The sequence below is a fragment of the Pseudomonas asplenii genome, from assembly GCF_900105475.1.
Classification (GTDB): Bacteria; Pseudomonadota; Gammaproteobacteria; order Pseudomonadales; family Pseudomonadaceae; genus Aquipseudomonas; species Aquipseudomonas asplenii.
Window position 1 is genome coordinate 5,119,319 of record NZ_LT629777.1, and the last position, 12,387, is coordinate 5,131,705.

Annotated in this window: 9 protein-coding genes; 6 read left to right on the forward strand and 3 right to left on the reverse strand. The window is 63.6% G+C overall.

Annotated elements, in window-relative coordinates; translation table 11 throughout:
- Positions 1–7 precede the first annotated feature (7 nt).
- The 3 genes from BLU37_RS22610 (at position 8) to BLU37_RS22620 (ending at position 7,705) form a co-directional block, all read left to right on the forward strand.
- Positions 8–5,632: a membrane-targeted effector domain-containing toxin gene (locus tag BLU37_RS22610; RefSeq protein ID WP_090209093.1), complete on the forward strand. Its 5,625-nt coding sequence runs from the start codon at positions 8–10 to the stop codon at positions 5,630–5,632.
- 182 nt (positions 5,633–5,814) lie between these two features.
- Positions 5,815–7,017, forward strand: a complete 1,203-nt coding sequence (locus tag BLU37_RS22615; protein ID WP_010448249.1) for an MFS transporter — start codon at positions 5,815–5,817, stop codon at positions 7,015–7,017.
- A 100-nt stretch (positions 7,018–7,117) separates the two neighbouring features.
- Positions 7,118–7,705, forward strand: a complete 588-nt coding sequence (locus tag BLU37_RS22620; protein ID WP_010448248.1) for an NUDIX domain-containing protein — start codon at positions 7,118–7,120, stop codon at positions 7,703–7,705.
- A gap of 6 nt (positions 7,706–7,711) precedes the next feature.
- On the opposite strand, the gene nadE is transcribed toward BLU37_RS22620, so the two are convergent.
- Genes nadE through BLU37_RS22635 form a run of 3 tightly spaced genes read right to left on the reverse strand, consistent with a single transcriptional unit; the run spans position 7,712 to position 10,427 of the window.
- Positions 7,712–8,539, reverse strand: a complete 828-nt coding sequence (gene nadE, locus BLU37_RS22625; protein ID WP_090209096.1) for an ammonia-dependent NAD(+) synthetase — start codon at positions 8,537–8,539, stop codon at positions 7,712–7,714.
- 1 nt (position 8,540) lies between these two features.
- Positions 8,541–9,770: a nicotinate phosphoribosyltransferase gene (gene pncB / locus BLU37_RS22630; RefSeq protein ID WP_010448246.1), complete on the reverse strand. Its 1,230-nt coding sequence runs from the start codon at positions 9,768–9,770 to the stop codon at positions 8,541–8,543.
- 3 nt (positions 9,771–9,773) lie between these two features.
- On the reverse strand, positions 9,774–10,427 hold the full coding sequence (locus BLU37_RS22635) for an isochorismatase family protein (protein WP_029532874.1): 654 nt from the start codon (positions 10,425–10,427) through the stop codon (positions 9,774–9,776).
- Positions 10,428–10,593: 166 nt separating this feature from the next.
- On the opposite strand from BLU37_RS22635, the gene BLU37_RS22640 reads away from it, so the two are divergent.
- From BLU37_RS22640 to BLU37_RS22650, 3 genes are read left to right on the forward strand one after another with little or no spacing between them, the layout of a single operon-like run.
- Positions 10,594–11,139: an adenylyltransferase/cytidyltransferase family protein gene (locus BLU37_RS22640; protein ID WP_029532873.1), complete on the forward strand. Its 546-nt coding sequence runs from the start codon at positions 10,594–10,596 to the stop codon at positions 11,137–11,139.
- A gap of 1 nt (position 11,140) precedes the next feature.
- A complete protein-coding gene (locus BLU37_RS22645) occupies positions 11,141–11,857 on the forward strand; it encodes an NUDIX hydrolase (protein ID WP_090209100.1) in 717 nt (238 codons plus the stop codon).
- Between the two features lie 8 nt (positions 11,858–11,865).
- Positions 11,866–12,381, forward strand: a complete 516-nt coding sequence (locus BLU37_RS22650) for an NUDIX hydrolase (RefSeq protein WP_090209102.1) — start codon at positions 11,866–11,868, stop codon at positions 12,379–12,381.
- Positions 12,382–12,387: the final 6 nt, after the last annotated feature.

Consider the following 12,387-nt stretch of genomic DNA (forward strand, 5'->3'; position numbering starts at 1 on the left):
CTTCAGCATGAGCAGCCCCATTACCACAAACGACCCAGCCAGCGGCACCAAAGCCTCGGTGTCGCTGGAACACGCCATCGAGCATTTTCTCAGCGACCTGCCCGACGAAACCGCCCGCCGCATCCGACTGGCCAGCGGCATCGACAGCCCCGCGCTGCGCGCCGCCTACCGCGAATCCCGACAAGTGCCGGCGCTGTTGCTCGACACCCGGCTGCGTTTCGAACTGGAACAGGAGATACAGGACTTCATCGACGCACTGGGCAAGGCGTCGCCCCCGGCAGCCAAAGTGACGACGCTCTCCTGGCAGTTGCAACTGCTCGGCCTGGACCTGATCTGGCCGGCAACGAGCGTGCTGCAGGTGTACGATCCGCCGGAGGATTCGGCAGCGGCCGAGTACGGCCCCGACCTTTCACCCAGCCTGCCGAGGGTGCGCATCGAGCGGGCCCTGGTGCTCGAGGGCGACCTGTGGCGCAGCGTGTTGCAACAGATGAGCCCGACACAGCGGGCAGCACTGCTGGACGGAGAGTATTCGACCCTCGAAGCCCAGCTGTCGGCGCTCAGACAGCGGGCCTCCTCGCTCCTGTCCGCTCGACGGCAAGCGCTGTTCGACAGCCTCTATGCCTTCCGACAGCAGTCGCGGGATCCCTTGGTGAACCTGCTGCGCAGCCGGATTCCGCAGCTTTCGCGCTCTGTGGCCAATGAACTGCTCGCCAACTCGAACGAGCATGATCGTCAGTCGATGAGCTTGTCCGAAGGCGAACTGAGCGAGGAGCAGGCGCTGGATGCCCACTGGTATCTGCAGGAAGAACGCTTGAGCCAGGCCTATGAAGGCCTCTTCCTGGAAAGCCGCCAAAACAATGACGACACTCACCGGCTGATGCTCCACACCCTCGCCACCTGGCCGGAGTGGCCGGCGAGCGACGTGCGCCTGGAGCTGCGCGAGCAGACGCCGGAGGGTCCATTGGTCGTCGGTATCGGTGCCCCGGGGGCCGAGCAGAGCCACATCATCGTGCACAACCGTCGCCAATTCACCCTGTCTGGCACCGAAGGCTTGGCGCCCACGCCGACCTCCGACCTGCCCGCAGCCCTGGCAACCTTGCCCGAGCCCTTGCGCAAGCGACTCGGCCTGAGCGATCGCAACACCATCCTGCAACGGCTGCGCCAGCTCCCTGCCCTTTCCCGCACGCACCTGCGCGCCCTGTTCGGACTCTCGCCCGTGGAACCTTCACAACGTCTTTCCGACGACAACGGCTACCTGCAGGACTCGCCCTCCGGCTTTGCCAGCCCCGACGAACTTGCCCAACGCCAGCGCACCACCTTCGATGCCCTGGCCGCGACCAATGAGCGAACGCTGCTGCTGGCAAGCCAGCAACCGCACTTCTACTGGTTCGCCGCACTGATTCTGGGTCGGCGCCTGGCCCAGGACTTTCCCCAGGCAGCCGCGCGGGACCCCGATACGATTTTCCTCAACACCTACGAGCAAATCCTCTACTGGCCGCTGTCGGAGAGTGGTGAACGCGGCGAACAGGTACGCACTCGCACGCTCATCCAGTCGAGCACGTTGACGGAGGTGTTTGCCCGGCACCTGGCCGGCAACCCCCAGACCTTCGATCCGGCCACCAGTGGCCTCTACGCCAGCGCGACCGCCGTTGACCAGGACCAGCAACTGGCCGGCCTGGACCTCGCACGCCTGGGCAAGACCCTGGAAGATGCCGGCCTGGGCTTCGATAGCCGCTTCAGCGAACAGCTGGACAGTTTCTGGGTCAGCGCCGCGCCGCTGCTGCGGGAAAACCTGCGGACGCAGATTCGCCTCGAAGCGCAATTGCGAGAACGGGACCTGAACCTGGACGAAAGCAACCGCCAGGATCTGGAGCGGGTGCTCGAACACCCGACCCAGGCCCAGCGACGCCAGGCATTCCCCGTCGGCGGGCCGATCCATATCTACCGGATCGCCCTGCAACCCCTCGACCTGATACTGGCAGGCTGCGTGGTCATTACCCGCAGTCCCGATGAAGACACCTACAAGCTACCGGCGCTGCTCTATCAGATCGGCCGTGGCCTGGAGCAGTTCGCGTCCCTGCAGGCCCTCAAGAAAAATCTGCTCAAGCGCCTCGATGACGAGGTCGAGCGTGGCACACTGCTGGAGCTGCTGCCCCGCCGACAGCGCAACTGGAGCCCCGCCGGTGTTCCCAAGGGCACGGACCTCTTCAGCTACCGGCTTGAAGAAGGTGATCCGTTCCAGTTCCTGGTGGATGGGCTGCTCACCCGCCAGAAACAGGACTTTGCCGACGCCTGGCGCTTTGTCAGGGGTGCGTCTGGCCTGGAGAACGACGTCGGCGAATTCGCCCGGCAACTGGGTGATGCCGTCAATCTGGCCGGGCTGCTGGATATCGTCCCCGTTCTCAAGCGGCGCAACCGCGACCTGATGTTCAGCGATCTGTTGAACCGCCTCAACAGCATCAGCCCGGACGAACAGAACCGCCTCGCCGCCTTGTGGCAAGCAACCCTGAAAGACGACCCACTGCCCGCCTCGCTCAGCGAACTGCCGGCACTCAAGGCCCATGCTGCCGGCCTGCTCAAGAGCCACCTGCAAAAACACTATCCGCGGATACCGAGCACCCCGGACAGCATCATCGTGCATGCCACCCACGGCACCACCTACCTGAGCCCGGCCTGGCAAAGCCAGCCGCCGGTCCAACGGACACGTCCCCGCAGCCTGTCGTTGACGGCCCTGGCGCTGGAGAACATCAAGGGCACACGCCTGGGCGAATCGGTGAATTTCAAGGCCGAAGTCATCGGCCCGGCAGGCACCACGCTGAGCCTGTCGGATGCCGAGGTGAGAGCCATCGTCCACGACGTCGACGCGCCAGGTCAGTACAGGACGCTGCTGGAAGGGAAACTGCTGGGGCCGGACAAGGCCTCGCTGCGCACGACCTGGATAGAGGGGGAACGCGCACGGATGAAACTGCAGGCCTACGTGGCGCGTCTGAGTGGGGATTTTCTCGACGCCAGGGGCAGCACCCGGGAGTCCGGCTACAGGCGCATCGAGCACCTGCTCAAATACCCCTCGGCACAGGGCCGCCCGCTGCTCGATGGTTACCGGGTCCAGGCCAACTACCTGATGCTCGGCGGCACGGACCGGGCCCGTAACGGCGTGAGCATCGACGAGGTGCTGGTTGTCAGCAGCGACGATCCGGCCGCTACCCTGCTGTTCTACTCGCCGCAAGCCCTCGATGGCAAAGCCTGGCGCGAACTGGCGGGCGCATCCGCACTCGAGTCGTTGCTGCAGCAGCCGGGCTGGAAGGACTATTGCATTGCCCGGGCCGCGCGGAACGAACAGTGGGATCCGGCCAAGCTGTTCGCCCGCCAAGCGCCCAAGGTCCGTTACTTTGCCATCGAAGGCGACCTGTTCAACACGCTGTACGAGGCCCGGGTCAAGCACCTGATCGGCAGCGTGGAATACTTCGCGGCCAGCAACCAGCGAGTGGACCGCGACACGTTCTGGTATTGGATCAAGGTCGGCCTGCGCGTGGGTATCGAGGTCGTCCTCGGCGTCGCCGCGCTGCCGCTCAGCCTGCCGGTCTACCTGCTGCGCGGCCTGTATGGCCTGGCCAACGTCAACCAGGCACTGGCCCTGGGGCACTATCAGGAAGCCACCGATGCGCTGATCGAGACGCTCGTTGATATAGCGGCACCCTTGCCGCTGCAGGCGTTCAAGCCGCTGTTGCGGCAGATCCGACCGCTCCCCGGCGTGAAAATCTCCCGCCTGATCAAGACCACCCGCACCGGCCGGGACGGCATCCGGCAACCCCTGTTGACGGCCGAACCCTCAACGGCCACGCCGCTCAGGCCACAGATCGCAGACCTCAGTGGCTACGAAGTCAAGACGCTGCCGGAACTGGACTACCTGCGCGACGGACTGTTCGTCGATCGCACGCCGCGCAAGGACCAGTTCCTGAAACTCGACGGCAAGTGGTACCGCACCGGCTACCGAGGCGGCAAACGCTGGCTGCTCAAGGAGCATCAGTGGACGGAAGATATTGAACTGGTGCGGGTCGGCGACAGTTGGCAACCCCAGCCCATAAAAGGCCTGCGCGGTGGCGCTCCCGAACTGGTCGGTACCGCTCGCTATGAAGTCGAGGCCACCCACCGGGGCACGCTCGACCCCTTGATTCGTACGAATAACGCCAGACTCAACCCGAGCTGGTTCGTCCCCAGTTCCACCGAGCTGCAGCGCCAGGCGTCCTCCTACCTGCACCAGCTCTCGCGACGACTGCTCGAAGACGCCGAGTCGTTCTTCGCCGAACGCCCAGCCACCGCGCCCCGGACACTGGCCGCCGACCTGCTCGACGCGAACGTCTCGACACAACTGATCGAACGGGGCTACCAGACCGGCAACGGCATCATCATCAGTGCATCCTACCATGCCAAGGCCGGTCGTCAGTTCCTGATCGACAACATGCGGGTATTGGCCAATGAGAATCAGGTCAAGACCCTGTACATGGAAAACCTGCTGAGGGATTTCGATCAGGCTCTCCTCAACGACTTCCACCGTACCGGCGTCATGCCGCAGCGCCTGCGAAGCACGCTGGCGGCGCAGGACACCATTCAGCAGATCGACCCGAACGGACCGCTGGCGTTGCACGAGGTGATTCGCACGGCACACCGTTATGACATTCGCGTCCAGGCACTCGACTGTGCCACCAGCTACCGCAGCGGCCTGCAGAGCTACACCCCCAATCGAGCCAGGTCGATGAAATATTACGCCCGCCAGGTGATCAGCACCGATCAACTGCAACAAGGCCCGCATCGCTGGATTGCCCTGACCCAGGATTCGCATGCCAGCCCCGTGCGGGGCGAACCCGGGCTGGCCGACCTGGTGGGCGCGGTCAACCTGCGCGCCGTCGATGTTGGCGGGCAACCCTTGCCGCTGCGCGTGCTGCGTGACCAGGGCGAGTACAGCCAGGGCATCTTTGTGCATGATATCCAGTTCGTGCGGGCCGACGCCCAACTGGAAGTGAACGTTTCGGCCCAGCCACTGCGCCAGCAACCTGGCCCTCACCGGGGGCTTCTGACCCAGCAGAAGGACTTCCTGATCGAACAGAAAGGTGACCAGTACAGTGTCGTCTGCCGACCCGCCAGCAACGAGCGTTCGCTCCCGGTGCCGGTGGAACTGCCGATTGTGCAGAGCAGCCTGGTCGACAGCGCCGGCAATACCAGCGTCCGCTTCCACGTCGAGGCACCGCTATTTGGCGATATACGCGGCGTGCGCTACAAAAGCATCGAGGACCTGATCTGGGGGCTCAAGCAAGCTGGCCTGAGACAGGTGGTCGAACTCAGCAATGTCACCTACCTGCGCCAGCCGAGGCTCGACACCCATCCGAAACTCAGTCGTGCCGGGATGTTCATGGTCGAAAAAACCCCGCAAGGATCGGTACTGATCAACCGCTCCCGGGACCGCTCGTTGATCACCACGGTCATCCGCACTGACCGGAACACAGGCAAGTTCTACATCGTCCATCAGCGCTGGGGTTTCAGCGAAGCGCAGTTGTTCGACAGCATCGACGACTTGACCCAGGAGCTGGTCAAGAAAGTCAAGCTGGTACGCCTGGTCGAATCCACCGATCTCTGATCACAGCACCCCGACCAAGCCGCCCTTGAGGACAGGGCGGCTTGCCGACGCCACCCGGCCCCTTGCCCGTCGCTCTGCGGAACATCAACGCAACTGATATCAACTATTTCTGCCACCGCCTTACACCACCCCGGCGCAATCACTAAACTGGCTGGCCTGACCCGTTCCAGAGCCTCCATGCCATGCCGACCCACCTCCATGCTGCTCCCGTGATGACCCGCGCCCTGGTGATGTTGTTCGCCTTCTGCTGCGGCGCCATCGTGGCCAATATCTACTATGCCCAGCCGATCATCGAACTGATTGCCCCCGATCTGGGCATTTCCACCCACAGCGCCAGCCTGATCGTCTCCCTGACCCAGATCGGCTATGCCCTGGGGCTGTTTTTCCTGGTGCCGCTGGGCGACCTGCTGGAGAACCGTAAACTGATGCTCGCTACCGTGCTGGTCTCGATGATCAGCCTGGTGGCGGCCGGCCTGTCCCGGCAACCCGGGGTCTTTCTGCTGGTGTCGCTGCTGATCGGTTTCAGTTCGGTGTCGGTCCAGATCCTGATTCCCCTCGCCGCCCACCTGGCGCCCGAGGAGTCCCGCGGACGGGTGGTCGGCGGGATCATGGGCGGCCTGCTGTTGGGCATCCTGTTGGCCCGACCATTGTCCAGTGTGGTCGCCGACTACTTCGGCTGGCGTACGGTGTTCATCGCCGCCGCCGTGCTGATGCTGTTCATCATGCTGGTGATCCTGACCACCATGCCCAAGCGCCAGCCCAACCACAGCGCCACCTATGGGCAACTGCTCGGTTCACTGGGCAAGCTGTTCCGCGACCAGCCGGTGCTGCGCCAGCGCGCCTGGTACCAGGGCCTGATGTTCGCCACCTTCAGCCTGTTCTGGACCGCCGTGCCGCTGGAACTGTCGCGGGTCCATGGTCTGTCGCAGTCACAGATCGCGCTGTTCGCTCTGGTCGGGGCGATGGGTGCGCTGGCCGCGCCGCTGGCCGGGCGTCTGGCGGATGCCGGGCATACTCACCGAGCCTCGCTGATGGCGATGCTGCTGGCAACCTTGAGTTTCGCCCCGGCGCTGATCCACCCGGCCTACAGCGTGATCGGCCTGGCGGTGACCGGCGTGGTACTGGACTTCGCGGTCCAGATGAACATGGTGCTCGGCCAGCGCTCGGTCTATGCCCTCGACGCCGCCAGCCGTGGTCGGCTGAATGCGTTGTACATGACCAGCATCTTCATCGGCGGTGCCATCGGCTCGGCACTGGCCAGCAGTCTGTACGAACAAGGCGGCTGGGCGGCGATCATGGTGCTGGGCAGTGCCCTACCGCTGGTGGCGCTGCTGAGTTTCATGGTGGTGGCCGGTCGGCAGAAGCGCTTGGCCGCTGCGGCCTGATCAGTTAGGTCAGTGGTGCCTGAGCCGGCGCGCAAGCGTCCGCACTGATACCCCATAATCCAAGTATGATCTGCGCTTTGCCCACCACAAGGCGTGGATCATGACCGCTACGAAAGACCGGGTTCGCATCATCGACAGCACCGTCCTCTCGGATGACTGGTACCTGCTGAAGAAAACCACCTTCGATTTCCTGCGCAGCGATGGCACCTGGCAGCGCCAGAGCCGCGAGACCTACGACCGGGGCAATGGCGCGACCATCCTGCTGTTCAACCGGGAAAAACGCACGGTGGTGCTGACCCGGCAGTTCCGCTTCCCGGTGTTCGTCAATGGCCACGATGGCATGCTGGTGGAAGCCGCCGCCGGCCTGCTGGAAAACGCCTCCCCCGAAGACCGGATCCGCGCCGAGGCCGAGGAGGAAACCGGTTATCGGGTGCAGAACGTGCAGAAGATCTTCGAAGCCTTCATGAGCCCAGGTTCGGTCACCGAGAAACTGCACTTCTTCCTGGGCGAGTACGACGGCGACAGCAAGGTCAGCCACGGCGGCGGGCTGGAGGCCGAGGGCGAAGACCTGGAAGTCCTCGAACTGTCCCTGGAGGACGCGCTGCAAGCCGTGCGGCGCGGGGACATCGTTGATGCCAAGACCATCATGCTGTTGCAGTACGTGGCCTTGAACAACACCCTCGACTGATCGGGCTCACACCGGCGAATACGGCAAGGCCCGCTTGTGCGCGGTTTTGGCGTAGGCCGCCTCGATGATTGCGCTGACCTGCGCCGAAACCGGCTCACCCAACAGGTAGGCGTCGATCTCGGCATAGGTGCAGCCGTAGGCGGCTTCGTCCGGCTTGCCGGGCAGCAACTCCTCCAGATCCGCTGTCGGTGTCTTGAACACCAGCGGCTGCGGCGCGCCCATCGCCGATGCCAGTCGACGTACCTGACCCTTGGTCAGACCCGACAGCGGTGCCAGGTCGCAGGCCCCATCCCCGAACTTGGTGAAAAAGCCCATCAGCGCCTCGGCGGCATGGTCGGTGCCGACCACCAGGCCATCGACGAAGTTGGCCAGCGCATACTGGGTCATCATCCGTGCGCGGGCCTTGACGTTGCCCTTGACGAAGTCGACCTGCGCCGGTGTCGCCTGTACAGCTTCGGCCTCAAGGCTGCCCATCAGGCCTTCCACGCACGCCGAGATATTCGCGCTGCTGATCTGGTCCGGCCGGATGAATGCCAGCGCGGCCTGGGCATCGTGCTCATCGGCCTGGGTCCGGTACGGCAGACGCATGGCGATAAAACGTGCGGTAACGCCCTCCTCACGCAGTTGCTCGACCGCCAACTGGCACAGACGGCCGGCGGTCAGCGAGTCGACGCCACCACTGATGCCAAGCACCAGTGCCCGGCAGCCGGAGCGTTTGAGCGTGGCCTTGATGAACTCGATACGCCGGGCCAGTTCTCCGGCTTCGTCGCCGGGAGCCAGTTGCCGGTTCACACCCAGCGCCTGGGCAATACGATCCTGAGCCACGGTTGCCATCTCACACCTCCAGTTGCCGATTGATTTCAGTCACTTTGAACACCTGCGCCGCATAGCGCAGGAACGAGGGGTCTTCACAGACGTTCTTCACCGGGTCATCGGAAAACTTCACCACCGGTTCACCATGGACCCGTACCAGTTTCATCACGATACTCAGCGGTTCGACGCCATCGACATCGCACGCCAGGCTGGTGCCCATGCCGAAACCGAAACGCGCCTTGCCCCGCACGTGGCGCATGATCGGCAGGCATTTCTCGAAGTTCAGGCCATCGGAGAACATCAGCTCCTTGCTCATCGGATCGATCCCCAACTGCCGGTAGCGCGCCAGCACCTTGTCGGCCCAGACGATCGGATCACCGGAGTCCTGGCGCAGACCGTCGTAGAGCTTGGCGAAATACAGGTCGAAGTCCGCAAGGAAAAAGTCGGTGCTGATGCAGTCGGTCAGGGCGATACCGAGTCGGCCGCGATATTCGTGCACCCAGTTTTCCAAGGCCGCGTTCTGGCTTTCCCGCAGGCGACCGAGTTGCTGGTGCACCATCAGCCACTGGTGAGCCATGGTGCCGATCAGCGGCAGGTCGAATTCGTAGGCCAGGTGGGCGTTGCTGGTGCCGACGAACACGCCTGGGAAGTCGCGGCGCATGATGTCCACCACCTCGCGCTGGGCGCGGAACGACAGGCGCCGCCGGGTCGAGAAGTCCGAGACCCGCAAGTCGGCCAGTTCCTCGCGACTGAAGTTCTTCTCCAGCCATTCGAACTTCTGGTAGAGCTTGCGGCTGACGTCCTCCAATGCCACATCCGGGTACTTGTCGCGGTTGCGCAACTCACTGACCAGGGCCAGCACCGGCTGCTCGAACATGATGCAGTGCAGCATCGGCCCCCGCACGCGGATAGACAGTTGCCCGTCCACTTCACTGACGTGGATGTAGCGCAGGTTGAAGCGGAACAGGCCGAGGAACTGTTCGAAGTCCACCGTCAGATACTCGCGAAAGCGCCGGTTGAACAGAAAGCGCAGCTCGCCTTCGCGCATCTGCAGGCCGGCAAGTTTCTCCAGCTCGGCGCGCACTTCGGGAATCAGATGACCGAGCTTCTCCCGGGAGCGGACGATGAACTGGTATTCCACCTCGACGTTGGGGTGCTGGTGCAGCACCGCCTGCATCATGGTGAAGGTGTAGTAATCGGTATCCAGCAAGCTCTGGATGACGCCGCCTTCGCGGTTGAATGCGCTTTCCATGAGTTACTCCTTGTGGCCGGTCGCACGGACCAGTTGTTCACGACTGTTGACGACTGCGATCCGCGCCTGCTGCAGGTCGTGGATGGCCTGTTGCGCGCCATCGGCACTGATGGCCCGGCAGGCTGGCAGATAAACGATGACTTTGAAACCGGCCCCCGCCAGTTGCAGCGCGGTGGTCTTGACGCAGAAATCCAGGGCCAGGCCGCCGACGATCACCTGTTGCACCTCACGGGCATTCAGGTACTCGATCACCCCTGTCGAGAGCTGGTGATAGAGGTCGTGGAAGCAGGCCCCGTAAGGGTGCAACGCCGGCTCCACGCCCTTCCAGACGAAGTAGTCGTAGTCCTGGGGCGCCGGCAGCTCATCGAGCAGGGTGAAGCCTTCGGTACCGGGGACGCAGTGGCTGACCCAGGTCAGGTCAGCGTGTTCCAGGCCGGTGGGCTTGAGCATCTGCTCATGGGACTCGACGACCCAGGGTGCCTTGGGGCTGTGGGCGTCCTTGCTGCCGACACGGATCTCGGCCAGCGAGGCCATGAAGTTCAACTCGGCGCCGATCAGGTGGCCGCCGACCACCGGCAGCTCATCCGGGCACAGAGGGGTGAAGCCTTTCTGGGCATCGACATCGAAGGCGGCGGTCTTGATCACTTGAGCGTTCATGGCGGGTTCTCCCTTTGCGATGAGACAAAGGTACATGTCATGTACTTTCAAATCAAGCCCGATCTAAGAAAATATTTGGACCTTGACCAATAAATAAATCAGCCCATGAAATCTCCTTGACCAATAAGTACATGACATATACTTTCATAAAAAAGGAGACCTTCCCATGTACGAACTCGCAGTCTATGGCGGTGCCTTCAATCCACCTCACGCCGGTCACGCCCAGGTGATGATCGAGGCCTCGCGCCACGCCCGCTCGGTGTGGGTGGTCCCCTCCTTCAGGCACCCCCACGGCAAGCGCATGGCTGACTACGAACTGCGCCTGGGCTGGCTGCAGGCGATTGTCGAGCAGGTGCGTCCGTTCTGTTCCTCGGCCATTTCGACCTGCCGGATCGAGCAACAGTTGGCCCAACTGACCGATGCACCGGTCTACAGCTATGGGCTACTGTGCACCCTCGCGCAAATCACCGGCCTGCCGACCCGGCAGATCGCCCTGGTGGTCGGCCACGACGTCGCCGCGCAATTGCCGGATTTCCATCTGGGCACGCAACTGCTCGAACGTTTTTCGGTGCTCTGCGTGGACGAACAGGTCGGCGTGCGCAGCACCTTGCTCCGCGAGCGCCTGGCGCTGGGCGAAACACTGCCCGCGCACTGGATGGCACCGGGGATGAATCCGGTAGACTACGGCCTCTACGCCGCACACAGGAACTGATATGCCGGACCCGACACCCAGCCCACCGAAAAAAAGCGACTATCTGCACACCGTCGACCTGTGCGTGCTTTTCTACTGCCGTGAAGCCCAGGCGCTGCAGATCCTGCTGCACAAACGTGAGGCCGAGCCGTTTCAGGCCCATTGGGCGCTGCCCGGCCTGGTGGTCAACGGCGCGGTGCCCGACCTGACGCTGGCCGATGCGGTGGAACGCCTGCGCACCAGCGACAAGGTCAACCTGCCGCTGGCCTGGATCGAACAGGTCGGTACCGTCGGTGATGCCTTTCGCGACCCGCGCTGCTGGTCATCCTCGACCTTCTACCTGGCCATCGTCGACCAGCCATCGCCCCTGAACGAGCAACAGGCCTGGTTCGCCCTGGACAGTGTCGCCAACGGTTCGGTGCGCCTGCCCTTCGATCACAACGCATTGGTGGCGGCCACACAGGAGCGACTGTTGTCCAAATCGCTTTACAGCAGCCTGCCCCTGACGTTCCTCGGCACCGAGTTCAGCGCCCCGGAAGCCACCGCGATCTTCTCTCTGGTACTGGCACGTCCCGTGCTCAAGACCAGTACCCGACAACGCCTGCTGAAAATGACCGAAGCCGGCTACCTGCGCGAAACCGGGCGCAAGAAACAGGGGGACGGCGGCCGTCCGCAAGCCACCCTGGAAAACCTCAAGCCCGACGCGCTCTATCTGTTCGACCGCTGTTTTCTGGAGTGACATCCCGCATGAAGCCCGATACCGAATCCGAATGCCTGTTGCACACGCCCTACTTCGACGTGGTCAAGCAAGGCGGCTATTTCATCGTCAAGGAACGCCAGGCCATCAACGGCGTGGTCGCGATCCCCGTGCTGCCTGACGGACGCCTGATGCTGGCACAGCTGCGTCGCCGAGCCATCGGCGGCCAATCCATCGAATTTCCCCGTGGCGCGATCGACCAGGGCGAGACCGCCTGCGACGCCGCAGCCCGCGAACTGCAGGAAGAGACCGGCTGGCCGGCACGCAACGTCACGCAACTGGGGCTGCTGCACAGCAACACCTCGCTGATCGCCAGCGCAGTCGCCGTCTGCCGGGTGGACATCGAGGGGGACGCGACCGAAAGCACCGATGGTGAAGTCGACCAGGTGTTGCTCGTCACTCGCCAGGAATTGCTGGCGATGATCACCGCTGGCCGCATCACCGACGGACACACGCTGTCGGCCGCGATGATGCTGATCGCCCATGAACAGGCGGCGCCACTGTAGTCTCGC